General features: G+C 39.4%; 26 protein-coding genes. 3 read left to right on the top strand and 23 right to left on the bottom strand.

The genetic code is table 11. The annotated features are described in order from the left end of the window. Window positions 1–6: 6 nt before the first annotated feature. From MKY07_RS08205 to MKY07_RS08095, 23 genes are all read right to left on the bottom strand, one after another. Window positions 7–702 carry a hypothetical protein gene (locus MKY07_RS08205; protein ID WP_339264383.1) on the bottom strand — a complete coding sequence of 232 codons (696 nt, stop codon included), beginning with the start codon at window positions 700–702 and terminating at the stop codon, window positions 7–9. A 13-nt stretch (window positions 703–715) separates the two neighbouring features. Continuing rightward, window positions 716–1,045, bottom strand: coding sequence for a histidine kinase (locus MKY07_RS08200; RefSeq protein WP_339264382.1), 330 nt, complete (start codon window positions 1,043–1,045; stop codon window positions 716–718). Window positions 1,046–1,106: 61 nt separating this feature from the next. After that, window positions 1,107–1,439, bottom strand: a complete 333-nt coding sequence (locus MKY07_RS08195; RefSeq protein WP_339264381.1) for a nitrite reductase — start codon at window positions 1,437–1,439, stop codon at window positions 1,107–1,109. Between the two features lie 220 nt (window positions 1,440–1,659). Continuing rightward, window positions 1,660–1,890, bottom strand: a complete 231-nt coding sequence (locus tag MKY07_RS08190; RefSeq protein WP_339264379.1) for an acyl-phosphate glycerol 3-phosphate acyltransferase — start codon at window positions 1,888–1,890, stop codon at window positions 1,660–1,662. Window positions 1,891–2,014: 124 nt separating this feature from the next. Then, on the bottom strand, window positions 2,015–2,956 hold the full coding sequence (gene rnz / locus MKY07_RS08185; RefSeq protein WP_339264378.1) for a ribonuclease Z: 942 nt from the start codon (window positions 2,954–2,956) through the stop codon (window positions 2,015–2,017). Between the two features lie 440 nt (window positions 2,957–3,396). Then, complete coding sequence (locus tag MKY07_RS08180; RefSeq protein WP_339264377.1) at window positions 3,397–3,999, bottom strand: alpha/beta hydrolase; 603 nt, start codon at window positions 3,997–3,999, stop codon at window positions 3,397–3,399. 33 nt (window positions 4,000–4,032) lie between these two features. Beyond that, window positions 4,033–5,016: a ring-cleaving dioxygenase gene (locus MKY07_RS08175; RefSeq protein WP_339264376.1), complete on the bottom strand. Its 984-nt coding sequence runs from the start codon at window positions 5,014–5,016 to the stop codon at window positions 4,033–4,035. Window positions 5,017–5,092: 76 nt separating this feature from the next. Further along, a complete protein-coding gene (locus MKY07_RS08170; RefSeq protein WP_008407898.1) occupies window positions 5,093–5,527 on the bottom strand; it encodes a MarR family transcriptional regulator in 435 nt (144 codons plus the stop codon). A gap of 127 nt (window positions 5,528–5,654) precedes the next feature. Continuing rightward, window positions 5,655–6,593 (bottom strand): RNA methyltransferase, encoded by a 939-nt coding sequence (locus tag MKY07_RS08165; protein WP_339264374.1) that lies wholly within the window; start codon window positions 6,591–6,593, stop codon window positions 5,655–5,657. Then, complete coding sequence (locus MKY07_RS08160; protein ID WP_008407903.1) at window positions 6,594–7,043, bottom strand: hypothetical protein; 450 nt, start codon at window positions 7,041–7,043, stop codon at window positions 6,594–6,596. It abuts the gene before it with no gap. 118 nt (window positions 7,044–7,161) lie between these two features. Further along, complete coding sequence (locus MKY07_RS08155) at window positions 7,162–8,646, bottom strand: MFS transporter (RefSeq protein ID WP_339264373.1); 1,485 nt, start codon at window positions 8,644–8,646, stop codon at window positions 7,162–7,164. Window positions 8,647–8,912: 266 nt separating this feature from the next. Next, window positions 8,913–10,145 (bottom strand): DNA polymerase IV, encoded by a 1,233-nt coding sequence (locus MKY07_RS08150; RefSeq protein WP_339264372.1) that lies wholly within the window; start codon window positions 10,143–10,145, stop codon window positions 8,913–8,915. A gap of 30 nt (window positions 10,146–10,175) precedes the next feature. Continuing rightward, a complete protein-coding gene (locus MKY07_RS08145; RefSeq protein ID WP_339264371.1) occupies window positions 10,176–12,992 on the bottom strand; it encodes an ATP-binding protein in 2,817 nt (938 codons plus the stop codon). Further along, window positions 12,967–13,347: a response regulator gene (locus MKY07_RS08140; RefSeq protein ID WP_008407909.1), complete on the bottom strand. Its 381-nt coding sequence runs from the start codon at window positions 13,345–13,347 to the stop codon at window positions 12,967–12,969. The genes MKY07_RS08145 and MKY07_RS08140 overlap by 26 nt, the downstream gene beginning before the upstream one ends. Before the next feature lie 17 nt (window positions 13,348–13,364). Beyond that, the gene (locus tag MKY07_RS08135; protein WP_014824076.1) at window positions 13,365–15,002 is read right to left on the bottom strand and encodes a diguanylate cyclase; all 1,638 of its coding nucleotides are present in this window, start codon (window positions 15,000–15,002) and stop codon (window positions 13,365–13,367) included. 171 nt (window positions 15,003–15,173) lie between these two features. Next, a complete protein-coding gene (locus MKY07_RS08130) occupies window positions 15,174–16,124 on the bottom strand; it encodes an SDR family oxidoreductase (protein WP_339264370.1) in 951 nt (316 codons plus the stop codon). Then, the gene (locus MKY07_RS08125) at window positions 16,121–17,050 is read right to left on the bottom strand and encodes a bile acid:sodium symporter family protein (RefSeq protein WP_339264369.1); all 930 of its coding nucleotides are present in this window, start codon (window positions 17,048–17,050) and stop codon (window positions 16,121–16,123) included. Before MKY07_RS08125 ends, MKY07_RS08130 begins: the two co-directional genes overlap by 4 nt. A gap of 3 nt (window positions 17,051–17,053) precedes the next feature. Further along, window positions 17,054–18,802 carry a thiamine pyrophosphate-binding protein gene (locus tag MKY07_RS08120; protein ID WP_008407916.1) on the bottom strand — a complete coding sequence of 583 codons (1,749 nt, stop codon included), beginning with the start codon at window positions 18,800–18,802 and terminating at the stop codon, window positions 17,054–17,056. Beyond that, entirely contained in the window at window positions 18,775–19,944 is a 1,170-nt protein-coding gene (locus MKY07_RS08115; protein WP_339264368.1) for an iron-containing alcohol dehydrogenase, read from the bottom strand. The genes MKY07_RS08120 and MKY07_RS08115 overlap by 28 nt, the downstream gene beginning before the upstream one ends. Beyond that, window positions 19,941–20,675 (bottom strand): GntR family transcriptional regulator, encoded by a 735-nt coding sequence (locus MKY07_RS08110; RefSeq protein ID WP_041865763.1) that lies wholly within the window; start codon window positions 20,673–20,675, stop codon window positions 19,941–19,943. The genes MKY07_RS08115 and MKY07_RS08110 overlap by 4 nt, the downstream gene beginning before the upstream one ends. 263 nt (window positions 20,676–20,938) lie before the next feature. Next, window positions 20,939–21,877 carry an ABC transporter permease gene (locus MKY07_RS08105; RefSeq protein ID WP_339264367.1) on the bottom strand — a complete coding sequence of 313 codons (939 nt, stop codon included), beginning with the start codon at window positions 21,875–21,877 and terminating at the stop codon, window positions 20,939–20,941. Beyond that, complete coding sequence (locus MKY07_RS08100) at window positions 21,864–22,769, bottom strand: ABC transporter ATP-binding protein (protein ID WP_008407922.1); 906 nt, start codon at window positions 22,767–22,769, stop codon at window positions 21,864–21,866. The genes MKY07_RS08105 and MKY07_RS08100 overlap by 14 nt, the downstream gene beginning before the upstream one ends. Before the next feature lie 198 nt (window positions 22,770–22,967). Next, the gene (locus MKY07_RS08095) at window positions 22,968–23,519 is read right to left on the bottom strand and encodes a GNAT family protein (protein WP_008407924.1); all 552 of its coding nucleotides are present in this window, start codon (window positions 23,517–23,519) and stop codon (window positions 22,968–22,970) included. Window positions 23,520–23,733: 214 nt separating this feature from the next. Between MKY07_RS08095 and MKY07_RS08090 the strand changes: the two genes are divergently transcribed. Genes MKY07_RS08090 through MKY07_RS08080 form a run of 3 tightly spaced genes read left to right on the top strand, consistent with a single transcriptional unit; the run spans window position 23,734 to window position 26,395 of the window. Then, a complete protein-coding gene (locus tag MKY07_RS08090) occupies window positions 23,734–25,005 on the top strand; it encodes a helix-turn-helix domain-containing protein (RefSeq protein ID WP_008407926.1) in 1,272 nt (423 codons plus the stop codon). Between the two features lie 11 nt (window positions 25,006–25,016). Further along, window positions 25,017–26,225 carry an MFS transporter gene (locus MKY07_RS08085; protein ID WP_339264366.1) on the top strand — a complete coding sequence of 403 codons (1,209 nt, stop codon included), beginning with the start codon at window positions 25,017–25,019 and terminating at the stop codon, window positions 26,223–26,225. After that, window positions 26,222–26,395 carry a hypothetical protein gene (locus MKY07_RS08080; RefSeq protein WP_339264365.1) on the top strand — a complete coding sequence of 58 codons (174 nt, stop codon included), beginning with the start codon at window positions 26,222–26,224 and terminating at the stop codon, window positions 26,393–26,395. The genes MKY07_RS08085 and MKY07_RS08080 overlap by 4 nt, the downstream gene beginning before the upstream one ends. Window positions 26,396–26,425: the final 30 nt, after the last annotated feature.

Below are 26,425 nucleotides of genomic sequence, written 5' to 3'. Positions count from 1 at the left end.
AACAGATTATTTATTTGTGGAAACGGACACACCTTCATAGATGTCCTCTATTAAATAATGAACTGCAGCGGTGCTTCTCCAATAATTGAGCATAATTGAAGCTAACGATGGTTGATGATAACTACCTATTCCAAAATCATCTAATAGAAAAACGCCATACTTTGGCTTAAATAGTTTAATCATCAAGTTTTCAATTTTTCTTAATTCTGTATATCGATGTTCCGTTAATGTCATTCTTTGAGAGAGATATTCACACATCCCTTCTTCAAACCAAATACTGTTATTGCGCTCATCTCCAAACTCATCAGGAAAGAGTTCAATATGATGTGTTAGTTCATGAGCTAAAATACAAAAAACGTCATCGATCGTCAGTGATTGGAAATATGCTTTTATGTACTCAATTTCATCACTATTCTCTAATTCCTCACCATCGAATAGCGAAAGGTAAAACGCCTTCCATTCACTAACACTTGGCGACATATAAATGGTTTCCCGATTTGTATAGGCTGGGACAGGGACTTGCGAAAATACGGTAGTAGCATTCTTACTGCTCGTCCAAACAATTGTTTTAGGTAACTCTATAAGCTCAAATTGGTTAATTAACAATTCTTTATATGTCTTTAATTTTTTATTCAATAAATCGATTTCGTCTTTATAGTTTTCATAATCCGGAATACTTTCAAAAGCATAAATTTGTTTCATCATTTCCCACCTCTCACCCTTCTTGACCAGCCTTATTTTTACGATGTAACTCTGAAAGATCTATAATATATATTAATGAATAGTCATCTCTAATATCGACTTCAAAAAAGTAATAGGTATTCGTAACTTTATCCTTAACTTCTATTTCAAACAACCCCATTCCTCTTCGGAAATTGTTTTCTACTAAAATTATATTTTCCCCATCAATCCCATAGTTAGTCTCCATATAGTCTTCCACATAATTGAATACAACCGCGCTTCGAGATTTAATATTAAAATAATTGAATGCAACAATAACAACTACTATACAAAATAATAGATTAAAGAGAATTTTTTTTTTCATGTGCCTTTCCTCCGTCTAAATTTATTCTTTAACAACCAGTTCACTAGGTAATTTTAAATAATCATTTATTACGAAGTCGGGCCACTTCTTCTAACATTAAAATAAACTTTACTCGCTCTTTTTCACAACGAATTAATCTATTTACACGCATAGAACTTTGTAAGTACTTTCTAATTTTTAGGCTTACATAAAATGAACGCTGATGTTCCTCCATTTTATATACTTCATTAAACCAAGAATAGCCTTTTAATTTTTCTAAATTCTTTTCTATTTTTTCTGTATTTAAGCCTTTACCACCACTAAAATCAAAGAAATTCACACCTGATACGATACTTGAAATTATAGTAAGCAAAATTCCTAAAAATATTACAAATCCTCTGCCGAACTTATTCAAAATAATCCTCCTTTATACAAGGTTAGGCCTATATTAGCATATTTCAGTCCCTACCCTCGTTGGATATCGGGATATAGTGGAAATCCATCTGATGGATTGCAGTTACTTCGAGTTATTAGAGAGTAGATAATAAAGAAACACTCAGTTCAAATAGTGACTGAGTGTTTTGGCATGTAATCAATTCAATTAATATTTTTCCCCTTACGCGAACCGGAATCCTTTACAATGTTCCATTCTTAATCCGCTTCACAATACTGAATGTCGTATAGAGTGAAATCGGGCCTAATACCGCCGCAATGATCAGCCACGTCGTTAAGCCGTCTGTCACTTTCAGCATTTCCAAGTTTGTTCGTATGTACACAACGACCCCAAATAACAGAATATAGCTCATGACATTTGGAAAAATAACTAGCAATCGGAATACTTTCGGTGAAATTGTCGGTTGCTGCATCATTCATCCCCCTTTTCTCCATTATAGCGGAAACTTTCTGTTATTGGACAAAATTCTCTTAAAAAAGTAAAGAAGCATATAGTAAACATTCACCCCGTTTACTATACACCTCGATTAAATTCATCTATTCAATTTCCAGCAATTCGTTTTTTCGCCACTCATATTGGCTGAAATCATTTGCTAAATAACTGTTTTCGAAGATCGCTTTTGCTTCTTCCAAAAACGGAATCAGATCATGCTTCAAAAAACGGGCGCTTATATGATTCAACAGCAAATGTCTCGCTTGTGCCTCTTTTGCAATTTTAGCTGCTTCTGTATTTGTCGCATGTCCATACTTGCCCGCAAGTTCAATTGTGGAATGGTCAAAGGTTGCTTCGTGTACGACAACATCTGCATTTTGTGCTAAACGGATACTGTTCTCGCAATACTTTGTATCCCCTAAAATTGCAACAGTGAACCCTGGCTGTGGTGGTGACGTTACATCACCGCTTTCCACAACTGTTCCATCTTCCAATTTTACAGAATGACCTGCTTTTAACTGCCCTAATAACGGACCTTTTGGTACACCGTATGCTAAAGCCTTGTCGATCAGCAGCTCGCCTTGCATCGGCTTTTGTTCAATCCGGTAGCCGAAACATGGGACAACATGCTGAAGCGACAGTGCACGTACCGTAAACTTCTCATCTTCAAATACGATGCCATCTTTTACTTCGACAAATTCAATCGGATATGTTAAATGGGTTTTCGATAATTGTAATGTTTGTTCAATCCATTGTTGTAATCCCGCCGGCCCGTAAATTGTGAGCATGTCCTCCCCGCCTAAAAAGGAACGGGAACTTAAAAAGCCGGGCAGCCCGAAAATATGGTCGCCGTGTAAATGTGTAATAAAGATTTTATCGATTTTGCGCGGTTTAACCGTTGTATGCAAAATTTGGTGCTGTGTCGCTTCCCCGCAGTCAAACAGCCAAATAGAGCCCCGTTCTTCCAGCAGTTTGAATGCGATCGAACTCGTATTGCGTTCTTTTGACGGCATCCCTGCACCAGTGCCTAAAAATTGGATTTGCATGTCATTTCCTCCTAACACGAGTTTAGTTTGCCTCATGTAGAAGCTTTTTACTATCGTTGTATTTATTATAGGTTGCAAATAAGTATATGCAAAGAAAAAAAGGGGCGGCAAAAGAAATGATCATATGAAATGATAAAAATTCCCCTCTTCAACACTTGATTAGCAGAAAAAATTAAGGTCGGCTTTCCTTAATCCTTATTAAAAACCTCCACCTTGGCTAAACTGACTATTCAACTAATCCTTCCTTATCATTAAACATATAGTAATGAAACAAACGATTGGAGTTGAAAAAATGAGCCTAATTTTATGGATGACGGTGATATCCGGAACCTTAATTGCCGTCTTTGCGGATAATAAAAAATGTAAAAAGAAAATTACTTAAATACAAGAGACCCTTTCCTGAAACCGGAAAGGGTCTTTTATGCATGAACAATCTTTAATTAAAATGTGCGCTCATACCAAGCCTTCGCTTTTTGTACTTCATTCATCGTAAGCTGGTGACCGTTCGATTCCCATTCCAGCGTTACATTCGCCCCTGCATCGGCCAAATAGCGTTCAAGATCAATCGCTTCTTGCTGCGGGCAAATCGGGTCATTCACTCCTGCTGCGATAAATACATGTGTGCCGTCCTGTTTCGCAACCGTTGCTTCATGATTCGGGACCATTGGATGATGCAGAACCGCACCTTTTAATGCATTTTCATATTCAAATAACAGGTTCGCTGCGATATTGGCACCGTTAGAATAACCGATTGCAATAATGTTTTGACGGTCAAAGCCGTATTCACTTGCTTTCTCGCCGATAAATTCATACAGCTCCTTCGTACGGAAGGCCAAATCTTCCATATCAAACACACCTTCAGTTAAACGTCGGAAAAATCGCGGCATCCCGTGTTCCAATATATTGCCTCGTACACTTAAAACCGATGCTTCCGGATCAATGATTTCTGCCAGTGCAAGCAGACTGTTCTCATCTCCGCCTGTCCCGTGCAGCAGTAAAAATACCGGCTTGTCTACTTTCCCTTTGTTGAAAATATAGTTCATCGGACATTCTCCATTCTCATTTTGATAGTCGAATTACTCGTATTCCTTCTCGATTGTTTTTGTTGAGCGTACTGTATCAATCGGACGCACAACACTTTCAATATAGTCGCGTTTGCTCTCTAAGAATGGCGGCAATGAAAGAATTTCCCCTACTGTTTCGTATGGCTCATCGCCCATGAATCCTGGTCCGTCCGTAGCCCATTCAAATAAAATACCCGGTGCTACACGTGCATAGAGCGATTCAAAGAAGAAGCGGTCCACATAGCCTGAAGTACCGAACCCGAAGCTTTCAAGACGGCCGATCCACTCACGCAATACGGCTGTATCTTCTACTCGGAACGCGGCATGGTGAACTGTACCGAAACCTTGACGGCCAGGCTGTAATACTGTATTGTGCTCGACAATAACCGATGCCCCGTTACCGCCTTCACCTACTTCAAATAAGTGCAGTGAATCTTCTTTACCTGTTTCACGCATTACTAATACCTTCTCAAGTACTTCCTTGAAATAATCAAAGTTCGAAACGCGTACATGAATCGGACCTAAGCCCGTAATCGCAAACTCTAATGGAATCGGACCTTTTTGCCAAGGTGTACCTGATGCGATGCCTTCATTGTTTTCATCTGAAATGAGCATATATTGCTGGTCATCGAAATCGATGAATGATAATGTTTGCTTGCCGAACAATGGTTTGATGCCTTCATGCTGTATTTTCAGACGGTCAAAACGTTTTTCCCAATAATCCAGTGCCGCATCATTTGGTACACGGAAAGCTGTTTTGTAAATTTCATCCGTCCCGTGACGTCCTTTCGGGATGCCCGGAAAATCAAAGAATGTCATATCTGTTCCTGCAGACCCTTTATCATCCGCGAAAAACAGGTGGTATGTTTGAATATCATCCTGGTTGACTGTTTTTTTCACTAGACGCATTCCTAATACATATGTGAAAAATTCATAGTTTTTTTCTGCACTACTTGTAATCGCTGTTACGTGGTGAATTCCTTTAATATGGTTCATCTGTATGGCCTCCATTTTCTCGATATCGAGATATTAGTTTAAGAAAAATGCACCGAACCCGATGCTTGTAATCAATTTATAATTTGTTCGCATGGTGTCCCACACGCTTTAAATAGTCTGTTAAGTTTTGCAGCTCTTCATCCGATAACACATCAAAAATCGATGCAATCTTCTCTTCATGTGAAGGGAAAATCGATTCAATCATCTGTTTTCCTTCATCCGTTAACGATACAAATGTAACACGGCGGTCTGTCGGACAGGCAACACGTGCAACGAGATTTTTCTTCTCCAGTTTATCGACGACATACGTAATGCTGCTGCTAGCGATCAATACTTTTTTACCGATGATTTGGATAGGCTGATCTCCTTTATGATAAAGCAATTCCATTACGGCAAATTCCGTTAAATTCAAATCATGCTGCTGGATATCTTTTTTCGTCGCTTCTTGGATAGAAGTTTGAGCCCGATGTAAAACAGTAAATGCTTTTAATTGCTTGTCATATTTACTCATAAAGTACCTCCTCCCTGTTATTACGAATTCATTTATCTTTAATTCGAGATAAATATACCATGTATAAAATACAGTGTCAAATAAAAAACGTTCCAATCCAGGTATTCACTGAATTGAAACGTTACTTCTATTCACATATTAAAACTTGGCGTTCGAATTTCCCTTTTTTCAATACGGCTCGATCGATAATCGTTAAACCGGCTTCGTGGATTTTATCATCCATCGATTCGATTGTCACAATAATGACCCGCTTTGCAATCCGACGGGCATTCGTAATGATGCTTTGCTGCAGCTCACCCGTAATATGCGTAAATAAATTGTACGGCATATCAATAATTGCGACGTCATATCCTTCATTAGCCTCTTCAATTGGACCGATTTCCACATTCGGTTCATATCCGAAATGGCGGAGATTAATTTGGGACCCCCAAACAACACGTTTATTGATGTCGCGTCCTTCAATCGCAATGCCCATACTCATCGCTTCCACAAGCACCGTACCGATACCGCAGCAAGGATCAATCACCTTTAGTCCGTCCGGAAACGGTACCGCGATATTGACGATCGCACGCGCATCCCTTGTACTCAGTGCTGTTGAATACATTTCAGGCTTCTGCATATGCTTCAGCCAAACCGCTTCACCGTATGTAAGCTTGCCTAAATAAAAGCGCTCCTCATGGCAGACAAGTCCCAATACTACGTCCGGCTTTTCCAGATCCGGTTCGGCATTGATTGCCGAGCTGACACGAATCATATAGTCGTTTCGCATCGAGCGATTCAGTTTTGGCTGAATTCCATCATCACTATTGTTTAAACAATGAATTTTAAACGTCTTTTGTCCAAGCTCCAGCTGTGCCGCCATTTCTATCAGCTGTTCTATTGAACTCGCTTCATAGAAAATGGCCAAACGTGAACGCATATACGGACTACGACTCGGCTCTATTCTTTCTTGACTAATTAGAACATTTCCTTCCACGTGAAAGTTAAAAAATGTGCGCATTTCCAAACGTGAAAGATCATATTCATCTCTTTGCCAAGTAAAACTATATAAATATTTTTGCGTCATTTATTTTTCGACTGTCGTTATTAATTGCGCAACAAATTGATAAAGCATTTCACAAACTTCTGTAAGAGTCATCTTCTCATGGAAGCCCTCAATGCAGTCAACCGCAATGTTCAGTTCCCAAAGTCCTTCTTGACCAGAGAACGCTGCACTGCTGCTTCCTAATGCAGATTTCACATTGTCTTTCAAATATTGACGAATTACTTCACCATGTTTCTTTTGCAGTTTTAAGCCGAATAATGCCGTATATAGATTAAATGCATCATCAAATTCAAGTGCTACCGCATCAATTCGTATATCATTGAATTGAGTACATTCCACATAAATAAATTCCCCTTGGTTGTCCTTTAAATAGTGGATCGGTGTTGATGCAAATGCGTTACTCTCCGCTGTAATTGTATCTTCTGTTTCTTTACTGCATCGTTCTAAAACTTCTAAATGTAATTGTACCATGATTATAATTCCTTTCGATTCCATATTCGCCCATAAAAAATCACCTAGTCCAGTATACATGACTATCGTTTAAAGCGCATTAGAAAGAAATTTCTTTCAAAACGAAAAAACTGTGTATTTATGAATGATGCATTTTTTCTTTATGCTGAACTTTTACAAATGCGGCACCTGATTTCATAAATGAAAAAAGAACAACGATACAGAAACTAAATAATAATGTCCCTGTAAAGACAAAGCCGGATGTTCCTACTAAATCAAGTGCGCCTAATAGTGAAGAACCTGCGACTACCCCAATGGAGAAGAACGCGTAAAAATAACCATATGCTTTGCCGCGAATTTGTTCAGTCGTTGCATCAATTAACAGGGCATTGATAGAAGGGAATAAAAATGCAAACCCGATCCCGTAAATTGCGAGTATTGCATACAGCCAGGACATTTCTGTTGCCAGGCCAATGCCGATCTGAGCAAGTCCGAGTAATAGTACTCCGACAAACAATGTCACTTGCGGATTTAAATAGTCGAAAATTTTGTTCGTCGGTAATATAAAGATTAGGACAGCGACAATTCCGAATACACTTAGTAATGTACCGGATACACGTGAGTCATACCCTAAATCCTGCACGTAAATCGGTAGCAAATACGCAAGAACACCTTGAGAAAACATAAGGAAAAATGCGCCGCCATACGCTTTTAAAATACCGCTGTTCCAATTGAACTTTTCGGTGACCTGTTTCTTATCGCGTTTCGGTAACGGTGATTTGCGTAAAAACAGGAACAAGCCTATCAATAAGACAATACCGAACAGCGCAACAATTCCAAGCACATTCGGCACGGAAATTTTGCTTGCTAAAATTCCGCTTGAAGCCGGACCGACAATCGCCGCAATGCCGACAAACGAGCCTGTAACCGCGCTTCCACTCCCCTGTTCGTTGGATGCACGCATATTCGCAAGTAATGTAAAGGCAGCCGGAGTGATAAACCCGCTACTGAACCCATGAATACAGCGAACGATTAAAAGGACCGTCGCATTATCAACAAGCTGGTAGCATAACAACGAAATTGCAGACGTAAACAGGCCAAATACTAAAATGTGAAATGGCCCAATTTTATCAGTAAAAATACCAGAAAAAATATTGCCGAACGTATTCATAAATGAATAAAGACCGACAACAATCCCCGCAACAAACGTTGTCGCGCCGACCGACAATGCATAAGTGCTCATTATCGGCAACTGGACGAACAGATCGAAAAAGGAAAAGAAAATGATGGCATAAACGAGCCATTGTTTCGGAAACGGCTTTGTATGTAAAGTCGGTTGCATTTTTTTCAGTTGATAGTCGAACAGAAAATTGCCGAATGGGATAAATGCGACTAACACACTTAAAATTGACCAGCCGATATGCCATTGAATGCGCAGTTGCACAATGACGATTGCGAGAAAATAAGCTATAAAAATACCGCCGTGTACACTGCCGTTTACCGTCACAAATTGCGGTAAATCCGCGAAATACTTAAGCGGCATGGAAATAAGTAGTAATGTAATGAGCGAAATCCCATCGAGTAAGCCCATTATTCTTAAAAATCGGATAGGATGTATACGCATAGTGTCCTCCTGAAGCATAATATCAATCCTATTATAACATGGGTCTTTCGTAGTTACCTAACTAAATGAAAATTATTCTCACAATACTATGTATGCGTTTGTGAGAATTTAATAAAAACCACCAGTTGAACTGGTGGTTTTCTCTGCGCGTAAAACGCTGGGTTACTGGCCCACGTCTAATGACGATCTGAAAGGTCTGCCAACCGCACTATGTTACCATAAACATTGCAAGCTGTATTAAAGTTTATCTTTAATACAGCTTGCGTTTAATTCGTATGATCTTCCAGAAAATCCTTGCTGAAGCTTGTTTTCGATGCGTAACTTCTTGATTTCACCCGGACACCACGTTTAATGGCCCCTTTTCCGAATTTCTTCTCAATATTATCGACCAGTTCCAAAATAGGCTCGTCTTTAATATGCTGTTCAAAATTAAACAGACTGAGCTGTTGGGTCAATTCGGATTGATCAACAACATTTGAAACGGTAATACCGATAAGTCGGACAGGTGTCTCATCCCAGTTTTCGGTAAACAGCTTCCAGGCGATTTCAAATATTTCATCGGCCTGACTGACTGCATTCCGCAATGTTTTACTGCGTGAAGCATTCTGCCAGTCAAAATTGCGTATTTGAATGGTCACCGTTGTCCCGGCCAAATACTTCACTTTCAGACGCTCAGCGACACTTCTGCTCAGCTTTTCGAACGTTTCTTTCAAAATATAATATTCCGTCTCATCCCTTGGAAGCGTCGTCGAATTCCCGACGCTTTTCGTATCAAATATCGCATTGGGATCAACCGGCCGCAAATCAATGCCGTTTGCACGTTTAATCAGGCGAGCTCCGTTTTTTCCTAAATTTCGGATTAACAGCCGTTCATCCGCTTGTGCCAAATCACCAATCGTAAAAATTTGGAGTCCATTCAGCTTCTTCGCTGTTTTTTCCCCTACACCATGCATTGTCACAACTTCCTGCGGCCACAAAAGCTCCGGTAGCTCGCGAATTCTGAGGATAGTGATTCCGAGCGGCTTTTTCATGTTCGATGCCGTTTTTGCTAGGAACTTGTTAGGGGCAATACCAATGGAGCATGGTAGATCGAGCTCATGTAAAATGCGCTCCTGAATCTCTTCGGCCAACTGGAGCGGATGCTGTGATTTGGAGCGTTCCGTTACATCCAAATAGCCTTCATCAATCGATACAGGCTCCACTAAATCGGTATAGCTTCGTAATATTGAAAAAATCGCTGCACTTGCTGCCCGGTATTTTGGAAAATCGGGAGGTAATAACAGGAGTTCCGGACATTTGCGCTTTGCTTCCCCGACATTCATCGTTGTATAAATCCCTTTCGCTCGGGCCTCATAAGAGCTTGTCACAATAATGCCGCGCCGTTCCTTTACATTCCCCGCTACGGCAATCGGTTTCCCTTTCAGACTCGGATTATGCGACTGTTCAACAGATGCATAAAAACTGTTCATATCCAAATGAAATATGATTCTCGCTGCCATTTCCCCCACCTCCTTTACCTAGCAGATCCTTTATTGATCTTTCACAAATTTTAATAAAAGTGTTGAAAGTTCTTCTGGTGGATAGGGCTTTGTAAAATACTCTTCAACATTGTATTTATTCATGTTGACGCTTGATTTGTCCAATGCTGATGAAATAATAATTGGGATTTCCTTTGTATTTTTATGATTTCTTAAAGCTTCGACCAAATCCCATCCATCCATATTTTCTCCCATAATTAAATCGATGACAATACCTACTAATGGAATTTGAATGGCATCATCATAGGCACGTTTCAGGTCATCATGATAAATGATGGTAAAACCTTTGCTTTTCAGCTCTTCCGAAAGTAATAACGCTAAACTCAAATCATCTTCAACAATCATTACCGTACGATTTGATATCGTTTTTTCTTCAGTCAGCTCATTTCGGTTTTCTACTATTTCTTGATCATACAATGGCAATGTGAAGAAAATAGTCGTCCCTATCCCTTCCTCCGATTCAAGCCATATGTCCCCTTTATGCTTGGATATAATTTCTTTACTTAACGCAAGTCCTAAACCGGTCCCGCCGATTTTGCGTCGCGAACTGTTGTCCACGCGCTTAAATTTTTGGAATAATGACGGAATTGCACTTTCAGGAATTCCAATTCCGCAATCTTGAATAGAAACTTGCACCGTCTCATTTATATTTTGCATGCGTATTATTATTTCGCCGCCATTAGGGGAGAATTTTATCGCATTGCCGATTAAATTGAACAAGAGCTGGATGATACGCTCTTCATCTGCACTAACAATTGCATTTGTCGATTCATCTACAAAACGGATATTATGCTGCGGATCAATCTGGAAGTTTTTCAGCACATCCTCGATTAAGGCAGTTAATGAGATCTTATTCATTGAATACACTTGTTGACCAGATTCGATTCGTTGAATATCTAAAAAATCATTAATTAAGTTTGTTAGTCGCTTTGCTTCTTTATGAATCGTTTCGATATATTTTTTCTGACGTTCCGGCTTTATTTCTTTTGCCAAAAGCAGTTCTGTAAATCCTAACACACTTGAGAGCGGCGTACGTAATTCATGGCTTACCGTACTTACAAGCTCAGACTTCATCATATCCACTTCATATTCGCTCGTAATATCGCGATGAACAAACATCGTTCCTACTTTTTCATCACCTTCAAATACACTTGTTGCATAAACTTCCACAAAAACCGGACTGCGACCATCTTGTTGAATGGAATAGCGCATCGTTCTCGTATTTGTAAACTCCTCAATAATCGCGATTTTCAGGAAGTAAACGAGCTCATCCGACTCTTCAGCAATTTTCTGGAAATGCTTCAGCCATAGTTGTTGTGGTACTTTATCATCGATTTCTTCAAAAGGATATCGAATTATATTAAATAATGCTTTATTAAGCAGCAGTACTTCCCCATATTTTGATACAAACTGAATTCCTTCATTGGTAGTATCGATGATGGTCTGATTCAGTTTTCTTGAACGTTCCACTTCTTCATACATGAATATTCGTTCGAACGCAATGGAAGCTTGGTTCATATGTCCATTGATGTCGGTTAACTCCTTGCTCGAGAAACTCCGCCCTTCTCTTGTAGCCATTAAAATAGCGACAAGTTTCTTCTCGGAATTCAGAATACAAGTGTACAAGTCATAGTCATTATACGTTGTATTGGCGATATTGCTTGCCGATTTTACCTCACGACAAATTACGAATGTCTTTTCTTCCTCGAGTCGTGCAATCTTGTCAATTTCCAAATGTTTAATTAAGCGTTCCGTAGTTTCTTTCGCCAATCCTTTTGATACAAATTCACCGCTGTCGATTAAATACATCAAGCTCGAATCGAATTCATAAATACTACGTAAATAGTTGTGTAGATCCTCTATCAGCTTCTCTTTATCCAACGTAAAAGTCAGTACATGATTCAGTTCATTATACTGCTGTAAATGGCTTAAGGATTGCTGTAATTGTTCCTGATTGCCTTGAAGTTCATCCTGCTGTGCCATCAACTCTTCATTTTGCGTTGTCAGCACTTCTTCCTTCTCTTGAATCGAACGGGTCATATTATAGAAGGAAGTAGCCAATACACCAAGCTCATCTTCTTTATTTTTTAATGGCGTAATGTCAACATAGTCCCCAGTTGCAAAAGCATCCGTTGCGGTCGTCAATTTTTCGATTGGAGAAATCAGATTTTGGATAACCCGTTTCAAAATAATTCCAATGATTATAAATACGATAATAAACAGAAAAATACAAAGAACGGTTAAAAACTTAATTTGATCAAGCGTCCGGTTAAAATGATCGTTTACAACCATATCCGTTTCTGTCGTATAACTTTTTGTATATGCAATAAAACTGTTTACTGATTCATTCGCACCGCTATTTGATAATTCACGCAGCGCTTCATAATTATCTGCTTCCACATAGGAAACGGCTTTCGGCAATATTTCATTCCGATAAGTGACAATAAATTGATTTAACTCTTCATAAAGAAGGTTTTCCTCGCTAGATAGGGGCATTTCACCAAATTTTTGCAGCTCCATCTCAAATACAGACATTTGATCATATAAAATGTTCAGTTCATTTTTGTCTTTAAATGCATAATAGCCTCTTGCACGGAAAAATATATCATTGAAGCTTTCATTCATTTTCTGAACGAGCTGCTCTTTCTCGCTAATCGCTTCCCGCTCGCTGATTAGCCGCTCATTTGTAACGTTCGTATAAATGAAAAATGCCCCTACAATAATGGTAAATAAAATTATGATGGACCAAAGCATACGGACAAATTGATTACGTATGTTTTTCTTAAATGTCGGAATCAGTCTTGGCATTTATGAGCTCCTCTACAAATGAAATCAGCTTTATCGGGCTGAATGGCTTGGATATGAAATATTGTGCGCCTTTATCCAATGCGAGCTGGCGGTCGGATTCCTGTGATTTTGCTGTCAGCATAACGATCGTTGTATTCGCCTTATACTCATCTGAAAGCTTTTCTATTACTTCCAATCCGGTAAAGTGAGGCATCATATAATCCAGGATAATGAGATCATAGTTATTTTCCTTCATTTTTTCCAAAGCTTCTAAGCCATTTTCAGCTTCATCAATCGTAAAATCAAAACTTTCCAATGTATCGCAAATAAGCATTCTTAAAATTTCTTCATCATCTACTACTAAAATTTTATTCATCGTTTAATTCCTTTCTTTTACCGAGCTTTTAAAAATAATTGGTTGGCTAATTGAAGCATTCGGTTTGTTACATCCGCGATATTAAATGGCTTTACGATGAAATCATCCGCCCCGTTTGCAAGTGCTTCCAATACATATTCCTCGTCATTGCGGCCTGTCAGCATCGAAACGATGACGTCGTTTGAAGAATACTCTTCGCGGATTTTTTTCAATACATTCATCCCATCCATTTGCGGCATCATGCCATCTAGTAAAATAATATATTTTGTATTTTTCTCATACCAATTCGACTCCAAAAACTTCACGCCATTTTCAAAGGCAGCAACTTCCATCGTAAATTCTTCCGGTACTTGCAGTTTATTAAAATAGTTCGTTACTAAGTTTCGAATTATCGCTACATCATCAATAACAATAAGCTTCAATTTCTGTTTCTTGCTGATTTGCTCTTCTTTTGTAAATAGAACCGTTTGATTTCTTCCGGATGTCTTTGCTTTATACAATGCCTGATCAGCCTGTTCAACTAATGCCTTCGGGTGTTTATTTTGATGATTAATTTCCGCAATTCCTGAAGAAAATGTAATATTAAACGATTGTTCATTCCCTTTAAATGGCTGTTTTCCAACAATCGTACGCAAGCGTTCCATAATACTGAAAGCTGTATTTTTTGACGTATTTGGCATAACAAGAACAAATTCTTCTCCACCAAATCGGAAAAGAATATCTTCCTCCCGTTTTGCCGACATGATTAAGTTCGAAAAGCCTTTTAATACTTCATCACCAACGATGTGGCCATATGTATCATTTATATTCTTAAAGAAATCGATGTCAGCAATCGCAATCGAAAATTGTTCACCTCTTTTTTCAAATTGCTCCATTAGAAATTCCAGCTGGGTATTCATATATTTCCGGTTATAAAGTTGTGTCAGTTCGTCTGTCATAATCGAAAGTTCAAGCGCCTGCTTAAAAACTAGACGGTTTCTTACATATGAAATTAAAATATCGGCATCTAGTGGTTTCTTTATAAAATCAAGCGCACCCAGATCATATGCCTTTGCACGGTTCCCTTTACTGTCATCGACGCTCATTATTGTAACAAACATATGATTGGACTTGATTTTATTAATATTCTCCAGTATGGAAAAGCCGTTTATATCCGGTAATTTGATATCTAAAAATACGAGGGCCGGATTCAGCTCATAAATCAGCTCTAAACCCCGTTTCCCATTATGGGCAACAATGACCATAAAACCTTTTGATTCTAAAATATTCTTAATATATGAGGCAAACACAATATCATCGTCAATTACTAGTATAAAGTTATTTTGTTTTGACCTTTTTATAAAAGGTAGATCATTTTCTTCAGTCTGACCGCGCTTCACATTTTTTTCAAAAAAGCTTACGGTTTCTTCAATTTGAAATAAAAATGCTTTCCAGTTTTCTTTTTCCCAACGTTTGCTGCTTTTTTCTTCTAATTGTTCAAGCTTTGTTGCCGCAATTTCGGATAACCCTTCCATCCCAATTGAGCCAGCAGTCCCTTTTAAATTATGAAGAAATGTATAGATTTCCTGTTCCTCAACAGTATTTTGCTGTTCCCAATTTTGAATTGTTTCAGTAATTCGATCACACATCATAATTTTATATTTATCGTTTAACACCAATTCATCCCCTAAAATCAAATGACTTAATCTTTAGTATAAAGGCAGAAATGAAATTTGCTATATCCTTATGAAAATATTTGTTTATTTTCCATAAAAACCGCAAAAAAAATGTTTTGCAAAGTTCCCGCAAAACATCTTTTGATATTTAAAACGTTATAAGTGAATTTTTTACAGCTCCTTTAATCGATGTTGCCAATAATATTTAAATACTTCGAGCGATGATTTTTTAGGGGTAAATTGAAATACTTCTTTTAATCGTTTGTTATCCAGAACAGGACGGTAGCGGAGGAAATCCACCTGTTCCTCTCCATACTGGCTTAACTTCAGCCTTTTTAAAATAAACAAACTCCCCTTTATCACCGTCGCTGGTATTTTCACTACTTTTTTATTCAGCAAAATACCAAGTTCATCTATTGTGACAGCACCATCTCCTGCCAAATTAAAGATACCTGTAATATCACTGTCAATCGCTTTGGCAAAACAGGCGATGACGTCCTGATCCCATATAAAGACAAATGGGCTTTTAGAATTGGCCACACCGAGTACTATATTTTGTTCAAATAAATTGGTAATTTGGTTGCGCACATTCTCCCCTAAAATCGTACCAATTCTAAAAATCGTTTGCTCGAGCTGCGGGTATTGCGTTCTGTACTGGTCGAGCATCTCTTCCACTAATCTCTTATGATACGAATAGGCAAATGCTTCATTGCCCCGGATTGGATTCGTTTCTTCGATCCACTCAGCGTTATTGGCATAATACCCGTAAGCCGCACCACTCGATGAAACGACAATCCGTTTTACATCCGTCTGTACACATGCTTCCAGTATATTCTTTGTACCCAGCACATCGACGGAATATTCGAATTCACGGTTGCTTTTCTTTCCGGGTGTGACAATTGAAGCTAAATGTACGACGACATCGATGTTATATTGTTCGAAATATTGCCGTGCTTCATTTGAGCGAACATCCAATTCGATATATTGTAGATTGGGATGCGCTTCAAAAGGTGACTTATTCCGAATATCTGCTGCTATAACTGTGTGATTTGTATTGTGCAGTAAATGCAAAACGAGCTGCTGGCCTAAATAACCGCCAGCCCCTGTTATTAAAACGTTCATGCCTGTACCTCCTGTTGAACTGTGACAATTGCTTCCGGAGCACGCCTTGACCAAAAAGTAGCGATTGCTAAACCAGAAATAATATGCCAGATACCCCAGAATGCCGCAACTAATGCCATGCCTCCAAGACCTCCAAAAAAATTGAAGATTAACACTAGCCCAAGCCCCGAATTTTGAATACCGACCTCGATAGCGATCGCTCGTCTGTCGCGTTCATTAACTTTTAATGCGCGGGAAGAGAAATAACCGATACAAATTGCCAATAAATTTTGCAGTATTACGACCAAAATAACAGCTCCTACATTCGTAATAAATGCATCGAAATTATTTGCTACCATAATGACAACAAACAAGATAAATATGACAATCGAAAGCTTCATCATAATCTGATTAAAACGCGCGGCAAATTTCGGAAATACTTTTCGAATATACATGCCTATAATAAGCGGCAGCCCCAGCATAAAGAAGATGGTTGTAAACATATCGACAACGCTAATACTGAATGATGTTATGATTTCTTTTGTCGGGCCATATAGGGATGCCCAAAACATCGTGTTCAGCGGTGTCATGACAATCGCCAAAACTGTGGAAATGGCTGACATGCTAATTGACAGTGGTGTATTGCCTTTTGCATAATGTGTTAAAAAATTCGATAAATTCCCCCCAGGACAAGCGGCGACTAAAAACAGCCCTAATGCAATACTTGGAATCGGCTGAATAATGCTCACAAGTACAAATGTAATCGCCGGCAACAGGAAGAATTGACAAGCAAGTCCGATTAACGCCGGTTTGGGAGTCTTTAATGATCTCTTAAAATCTGAAACTTGCAGATCGAGCGCAACGCCAAACATAATAAATCCTATAACGATGTTCATTATTAACAGGGCTGTTTCATTAAAGTTGATTTGAATAGTGTCGATTCCCATACATTATTTTCCTTTCGGTTCGGCATGCATATCTTTAAAATAACGTAAACCAGGCGCCCACATATGCTTTACTGGATCCACCTCAGTATGAATGACTGTACATTTCCCTACTGAAATAGATGTTAGAAGAGCCTGCTCCAGCTGGTCAATGGTTTCTACATATTCACCATGTGCACCCATCGCTTTTGCTACGAGGTCAAATCGGATTTCACCTAAATCAGCATTGATGCTTTCATGTGGATCCAATGTTTTTTTCCACATCGTTTTTAGGGGTCTTAGCGCAAAATGCTGATTCATTTTCACCATGCCCCATTGTTTATCACATAGCACGATGTAGACAACATGCAGATTGTTGCGTACGGCTGTTTCAATTTCCTGTGGATGGAAGCCCATTGCCCCGTCACCAATAATGCATAATACAGGCTGCTCCGGCTTGGCAACTGCGGCTCCAAGTGCCTGACCAACGCCAGCTCCAAGCATTCCGAATTTAAATGTCGATAAAAGCGGCATTTCATCGTTCACTTCATAATAGAAGTTCGACCAAATGGCTGTATTCCCCCCGTCAATTACAAGGGGTGTATTTTTAGGGAATATCTGATTCGCCATATGCGGGATTTGTGCTGGATTTAAAGGTGAATTTTTATCCGCAGTATGCTCATTCAATTTTTTACGATGCTGCTTTTTCGACTCAATATGTTTTTCAATCAATTGTTTTCGATTTGTATCAATCACTGTTTCCGAATCTTGATTTAAGACGACCAGCAGCTCTTGTAGAAATGCTTTAATGTCTGCCTGAATCAATAGTTCGGCAGGTTTGTTAGCTCCTAGAATGGAAGGTTCCAAATCCACTTGAATGACTGTTTGATGTGCATTCCAGTAAGGTGCTTTCCCCCACCAGTCGGTTTCGCCGAGGCGAGAACCTAATATTAATACGACATCCGCATCGTTTCGTACATTATTATTTGCTTCAATATGCACCATTGGCATCATAAGGACGTTATCCTCACTCATGGCACCGCGTCCTGCCCAGCTTGTAGTAACCATTGCCTGCAATTTTTCCGCAACTTCGGTCAACTCCTTTTTTGCTCCTGCATGGATGACACCGCTGCCTGCATGAATAATCGGAAATGTTGCTGACTTCAATAGTTGGGCTGTACGTTCAATCTGATAGTTCGATGCTTTCGGCAGCTCCAGCATGCGGTATTGCGAAGGCTCCCAAAAATTCAGTTCACAATTTACTTTCGTATTCATAATATTTTCCGGAATATCCAAATGAACGACACCCGGACGCCCCTCATAGCATTTGCGCAATGCCATTCGCAGCATTTCAGGAATGCGGTCAAAGGAAGGTACTGCCTCACTCCATTTGGCAAACTGTTTAATGGTTGCGGTCTGATCGAAGCACTGATATGTTCCGCCGCGGTCAGGATACATTATGCCTGTCCGTCTTGCACTCGTAATGCACAACACCCGATTGCCTTCCGCTTCTTCCACTACCAAACCTGGCAAAATATTGGCTACACCCGGTCCATTACTAGCCATACATACCCCTAATCGATTTGTCACTCTAGCATACGCGCCTGCCATATGTGCAGCACTCGTTTCATGGCGTGGTGAGATGAGCTCAATTCCATGCTTTTGCAAATTCGAATAAAATCCGAAATACGTTCCGTCAATAATCCCAAAGATGTTATCTACACCTTCTTTTGCCAACATTTTTGCTACTACTTCTCCACCTGACATTGTTGCCATTGCACAATTCCCCCTTCAATTTGTAAACGCTTTCTTAATTGCTTAAAAATTATTTGAATATCCCCATTTTTCGGCACTTGCCTGTTCGTTAAAATACCATTGCCGGCTAATGCTTGATCCGCAAGTTGCTCGATCACTTCATCCGTCAGTAATGGTTCAATCGCTTGTGCACTCTTCCAAACGTGCTGTTTCCTGTTCAGTTCGTCCAAATAGTCATTTAAAAATTGGGCCCCTGTTATCCCGATGATTTTAGCAATTTCCTCGTATCGTTTATACGCACTTTCCAGCGAATATTGGATCACAAACGGATGCATCAGAGCGACACACTGACCATGAGGCATATGGAATTTTACGCCTAGTGCACGCCCTGTTGCATGTGCCAAATTTGTCGAAGAGTTGGAAAACGCTATTCCTGCGTAAAAGCTTCCCATTAATAATTGCTGTCTCGCCTCAATATTGTGCGGCTGTTCATAAACGGTCTCAATATTTTTTGAAATACAGGAAATCGCTTCTTTAGCAAAATAATCACTCATCGCATTAGCTTTCGTTGAAACGAATGCTTCAATTGCATGAGTTAACGCATCCAGTGCCGTAAAACTCGTAATGGATGGCGGCACATTTACCGTAAGCGTTGCGTCTAAAATGACGACATCCGGAATGAAGCTCGGGTGTGCAGGATTAAGCTTTTTTTGAAGTTTCTCGCCTGTAATCACCGTTACTTTTGTAGCTTCAGAACCTGTTCCGGCAGTAGTAGGAATGGCAATAAACGGCATTCTGTTCAATTCAGGGATGTTCGGAACATCGCTTAAACCCAAGTTCGGATTTACCGCAAAAACAGCCACCGCTTTCGCTAAGTCAATGACACTCCCGCCGCCGATTGCTATAACACCGTCACAGCTGTTTATATGAAGCTCAGCTAGAGCCCGGTCAAGTTCATCTGTTGTTGGCTCCCCTTTTGAAATTTCATAAAAGTGTGCATCACAGACTTCCTGCTTTAAATTTTCCAATTGATTCGCTAATGCACTCCTGCTGTATAGGATGAATGGTCGCTGTATCTTTAGTTGTTTGATTTCCGCTGATAATCGTTGAAATGAATCGATACCTGCCACGATTTTTTTTGGTAGGAACAGTTCATAAATCATGAGCTCGCACCTCCAGCCGTCCTTTTTGTTTTCAGTTTCAACATATACAGTTCTGGATGGAACAGGCTACTGTAATATTCAATCACTTCACCCTGCACGCCCAATATGACCCGTTCAATATTTAAAACATTTGTATAAGGCTTCAAATCAAGCAATTTGGCATCTTCCTCACTAATCGGACTACAGCGGATCGTCTGTTCAGCTTCCACCATCGTAATCTTCAATTCTTTTTCGATAATGTCATAGATTGTCGCTTCATTCAGATTGTGTGCGGCTATTTGTTTCCCTAGATGAGTATGGTAAAAATGGCGTTCAATTGAAATAGGCTGATCATCAGCAGTTCGTACTCTGGATATCGCAAATAATATGGATTGCCCTAATATCGCATTTGCTTCTGGAAAGTTATCAATATTTTTTGCATACAGTAGTCTCGCCCCAGGCTTCATCCCCATTTGCCTAACCGTCTCTGTAAAACTGTTCAAAGAATTAAGCCAGTCATGCACTGTCTTATTTTTTGTGATAAATGTTCCTTTTCCGTGGATTTTTTTCAAAACGCCTTCATGGACTAAATGCTTTACCGCCTCTCTCACGGTGGATCGACTAACAGTAAAACGCTCCATCAATTCACGTTCACTCGGAATTTTCTCTACATACTTCCCTTCGACAATTTCAGTTTTCAATAAATCCTTCAGCTGAATATGTAACGGAATATGATTTTCAAAGTTCAACATATCCACCTCCAATGGTCCGCACATCATAACGTCCGTACCAGTTAACTTTGTAAAATTGATTATAGAGGTAGTTTCCAATAATTACAATTAATTTTCAGAATTTTCTAATATATGATTTTACTATAATATTTCAAACTATCATTTCCGTTAAATGGAAAAAACAAAAATTCCCCATTTCCTAAATCTAAATTGATAAAGGAATGGGGAATTTTTTAAATTATATTTTTCCGCTATATTGTATTGTTAAAAAATTTTTTTCTGCTCTATGCCGTCACATCACGCTTCATAAAGTAACCGAACGTAATTGCCAAGAAAATAACGGCATATACAATATTGACAACTAACGAGAATGTAAACGTTAATCCTTCAATCATTGGCATACTGCCCGGTGCATAATATGATAAATCATTGGCAAACCAAATGTATTTCGCGAAATCATATTGGGCGATAAACATTGTCGCCGTTGAACCCATTAGTAAAATGAACAGCGATAAACTTACCGCTAACGTACTTGAACCAAATATTGTACCGATCATGAACGCAAATATAATTGTCATAATTGTAGAACCGAGTGAATAAAGCGTCGTTTCAATAAAGGTATTTTTCACCGTATCCTGCACGATTTGCCCATCAACAATCGATAACGCTATCGAACTATCTGTACCGAATAAAGCTATCCCGATAATTAATGCGACAACGATTCCAGCGGCAAAGAGTACAATACCATAAAGAATGGACGCAACAAGTTTCGAAAGTAAAATTTTCCATCTTGATACAGGTCGCGTCAGCAACATTTTAATCGTACCAGTACCGAACTCAGAAGATACGATACCTGCCGCAATCACAACTGTAAAAATACCCGTCACCATGATTGTCAATGATAATGATAAATCCATATGTTCCGTAAATGTCATGGCATTTGCTGCTGGCAAATCATTGGCGATACGGTATTCGGCCATCGCAATTTCTTCCTTGAAATATTGCTCATCTTCCGGCGTTATATCTTCCGAAGCAAGCATTTCTTTCGGATACGCCATCATTTCTTCGTTTGCTGCTATGCGCGCCTCTTTAGTACTTGAATCCACATCATAATATTTGTTCATACCAGCCACAAATACGATTAACATGATTAAAAGCCCGCACATAATCCAAGCATTTTTTTGCGACCACATTTTGATCCATTCATTTTTAACGTATTGCATCGATAGCACCTCCACCTGTCATCTCGATAAATTGATCTTCAAGACGTTTTTGAATCGGCTGGATCGTATAAAGATCGATACCGGATTCAACGAATTTACGAACAAGCGCAGGCACTTCTTCTTTTGTCAGATTCACTACATAGCCGCCGTTTTCTTTTGTTAACGGCTCTTCGAACATTGCCTGAAGCTGGTCCGGCTGTCCGACTTCAATATAATATTGTGCTGCCGCAACATGTTGTAGTTCGCGAATATCAATCAGCTCGCCATTTTGGATAATCGCAATACGATCTACCATTAACTCGATTTCCGATAAAAGGTGGCTCGATACAACGATTGCCACATTATCCTCTTCCGCAATTTTGCGTAAGTACATACGGAATTCACGGATACCGGCCGGATCCAGACCATTCGTCGGCTCATCCAAAATCAGAAACTTTGGACGATGCAGCATCGCCTGTGCCAGTCCGAGACGTTGACGCATCCCTAACGAATACGTTTTTACTTTTTCATGAATACGATTTTGCAGACCCACTTGTGCTACGACTTCATCAATACGCTGTTTTGTTACCCCTTTATGCATACGGGCAAAGTGCTGCAAGTTTTTGTACCCTGACATATATTTGTACATTTCCGGGTTTTCAACGATTACACCGATATTACTGATCGCTTCTTCATAATTTGTCGACAGCTGTTTCCCATCGATGATTACTTCTCCTTTTGAAGGATACATTAACCCCGTCATCATACGGATCGTCGTCGTTTTACCCGCCCCGTTCGGACCTAAAAAGCCCGTTATTTGACCTGGATAAAAGTCGAGATTCAAATCTTTAATAATGTGTTTGCCTTTAATCGTTTTATTCAGATTTTTAATTTCCACAATTGGCTGTGACAATTGTCCACACCTGCTTTCTGCTTTTTCTTCTATTACAAGCACTTTTTCGTGTGCCTAAATGTTTTATGTATTGGCATTAATGACTTCACATGTAATAGATTCTAATTACTATACTTGATGAGTATGGAAAAAGTTTCATTATTTATAATTTTTCCGACAAAAAACCTCATCAGTTACTTCTGATGAGGCCAAAAACAGTTATTTATATTCTCCTACCCATTCGTCTTTTAACAAACCATACACCGCATGATCGACATAATGATTGTACAGCCACTCTGCCTGACGGATTGTCCCTTCATGCATAAAGCCTAGTCGCTCCGCAATATGACGGCTTTTCGTATTGTTGACGGCTGCATGAATTTCGACTTTCCCAAGCTTATATTCATTGAAGGCAATATCAATGATGCCTTTTACAGCGCGTGTCATAATCCCTTCACCTTGGAATTCTTCATCTAAAAAATAGCCGATCTCACATTTTTTCAGAGACCAGTTAATTGTATTAATCGATACTTTCCCGACAAATTGTCCTTTATAAAAAATCGCTGTATCGAGACCTTCACGCTTTGCAAATTTTGATAAATTCATTGCGGCAAAATCGCGTGTATCTTCGACAGTTTTTGTATTATCTACCCACCCAAGCCATTCGCGTAAATAATCGCGTGAACGGTCAATGAAAGCAAAGATTTCTTCTGCATCATTTTGTGTAATCAATTTTAATTGAATTTCATTATCTACTTCGTAAAAGAACATTACTATCTCTCCAATCTAAGCTCCCATTTAAAACAATAAACCCTTTTTTATTTTCTTATCATATAGAGCTATTTCAGAATATGCAATTAAAATATCTAATCCTTTAATGATTTGTGTAAGTTTACCATTTTCACAGCGTTAATTGTGCTTTTTTTAAAGAAAATTCGCAATATTCCCGGTTTGTATTTTGGTAAACTAACTATGAGGTGTTTTTATGGAAAACAATGAACATGCTTGGGGAAAGCTATTAAAATATTATCGTCAAAAAAAGAAGCGGAAACAAGATGACGTGGCATTCGGCATCTGTACCCCTTCCTATTTAAGCCGAATTGAGAACGGACTTGTTATAGCAGAACATTCGATTTATGCGCAGCTGTTTGAAAACTTAGGCATCGATTTCAACCAGCTCGAACAACAATTGAAAAACCAAACCGCTTTTTTGGAGCAGCTATACGAAAAACTATTATTAAATGCCGAGCTAACATCCGATGAAATTAAACAATTGACCGATATCCAAAACGATGAGCAGCCTTTTGAACAGCAGCTGATGGCAAAGCTTGTATATGCACGTTTCCTGTACTCAATAAAAGATGATGATGATGCAAGAACAATACTCAATGAAGTCGAGCCGCTCGTCAGCTGGAAAAAAGATCGGATCACGCAGCTATTCGTAGCGATTACGGCGTTCGGCCATCTTTCTTTTCACGAATTTGAACAGTTATCCCTTAAAGAAGCGGAAAATCAATTTGCGCAATATTTATCGAATGCCCACCCGTTTGAGCTGGCTAACTACCATTATCATATCGCTTTTGCGAATCACCGAAGCTACAAGTTGCACAAAGCGCTTGAACATATTGAACTGGCACAGCAATTTTTTATCCACCAGTATAAACCTTTGTTTCAGTTGAAACTTTACTCAATGAAAGGTGTAATTTTTAATGATTTGCACCGATTCCGTGAAGCTATTCAGGAGTTTGAAGCAGGACTTGAATTACTGTCAAATGTCCAGTCCATCCAAACACCGGTGCAATGGAGCTCACTGCATAACAACATAGCCTACTGTTTTGAATGCCAGGAAAATTTCCCGGAAGCGTCTAAACATTATGAACTGGCGAATCAATACGACGAAGACTTGCATTCGGCGATCAACTGGATGCGTACATGCTTTGTACAAAAGGATTTCGAGCAGTTGGAAATACTCTTTAATCGCTATGAAGAAATTCGGTTTACTGTCCCTCATCATATTTATCAGCGGAGGTTATTGCAGTATGCGGTTGATACAGCACATACGATCCGCGGATTGAAATTACTGGAGGATGAAGCTTTTACCCATTTCGATGAACAGCAGTATTATTCGCTAATTCTGTTCTATGCTCCATTATGGGGACAGTTTTATGAGCAGCTCCACGCCTATAAACAGGCAAGTAATTGCTACAGGCAGGCATTGGAAGCGAGTGAAAAAGTTCGTCAACGAATGAGCAGCTAAGGGGTGATGAGATGAAGTTACGTAAAGAATATTTCTATTTATGGTTTGGGTTTGGCGCATCAAAATTGGGCAGCTGGATTTACTTGATCGCTCTCAATTTAACGGTTTGGCATTTGACTGAATCCCCGGCTGCGGTTGCGGGTATCTATATCATTGGTCCGATTGCCCGCATTATGTGCAGTTTTTTTGCAGGCTCGATCGTAGACAGAGCCAATAAAAGAACCATCTTAATTATTTGTGATGTTTTCCGCGCAGGTCTTGTGTGTTTGATGCCGCTGCTTTCGGAAATTTGGCTTATATACAGTTTTATCTTTTTGGCAAATGTCGCCGTCTGTTTTGCCAATCCGAGCAGCACATTTATGATTACAAAACTTGTATTGCCAAATGATCGTCTTCGGTTTAATGCGATCAACAGCATGTTAGGCTCGGGAAGCTTTATGATTGGACCTGCTTTAAGCGGTGCCATTATCGCCATAAGCAGTACTGCTGCGGCAATGTGGGTGAATGGTGTCATGCTGCTGTTCAGTGCGTTCATGATGTTTTTATTGCCGAATGTTGAGCAGAAATCGGCAGGTACCGCTACTGTACTGACACCCGCTGTCATCCGTGAAGATTTTTCAATCGTCTGGACTTTCATTTCGCAACGAAAAGCGGTACTGAAGTTCTTTATTTTATATTCAACAGCTTTAATGATCTGCTATTCGCTTGATTCTCAGGAAATGTCGTTTTTGAAGGATTTTCATCAAGTAACGGATTCAGTTTACGGAATCATTGTAGGTATCACGGGAATCGGTGCCATTGTCGGCGGCTATTTGGCTGCCCGATTCGTCAATAGTCTGTCACTCGTCTCATACATTGGCATCGGGTTTACATGTACGTTACTATCCTATTTCACATTTTATTTCTCGCCTAATTTGACGATTGCGGTCGCTGCTTTCATATTGCTCGGACTGTTTATGGCATTCAGCAATGCGGGCTACGCGACCTTTTACCAGCAGACTATTCCGACCGAATTGATGGGACGGTTCGGCAGTTCGCTTGGCCTGATAGAAAGCGTAATGCAAATTACCTTAACCTTGATCATTGGATATTTGGCGGAAATCTATACAATTCAGCTGACAACTAGCCTCTTTGCCTTTATCGGCGCTGTCATCGCATGTATCGTCTATTTCCACCTGTTACACAATAAATCACTTTTTGTAAAGGAGGAGCTAACATGATTACGTATGAAACAATTTGCTACTGCTGTAAAAAACCATTTTTATTAATAGAAGGAACGGTAAAATACCGGAATTACAAACGGAATATGCAGGGGAAATTTTCCTGTGATTCATGTGACAATAAAATCTTCTCAGAAGCAAGAAGCCAATTTTTGCGGAAAATAAACTAATAGAAAAAACCGGGCTTCCTCGATGGAAAC

This window comes from Solibacillus sp. FSL W7-1472 (assembly GCF_037969775.1).
Lineage (GTDB): Bacteria > Bacillota > Bacilli > Bacillales_A > Planococcaceae > Solibacillus > Solibacillus silvestris.
The sequence above is the reverse complement of the archived record's forward strand: the minus strand, read 5'-3'. Positions and strand labels throughout refer to the sequence as shown.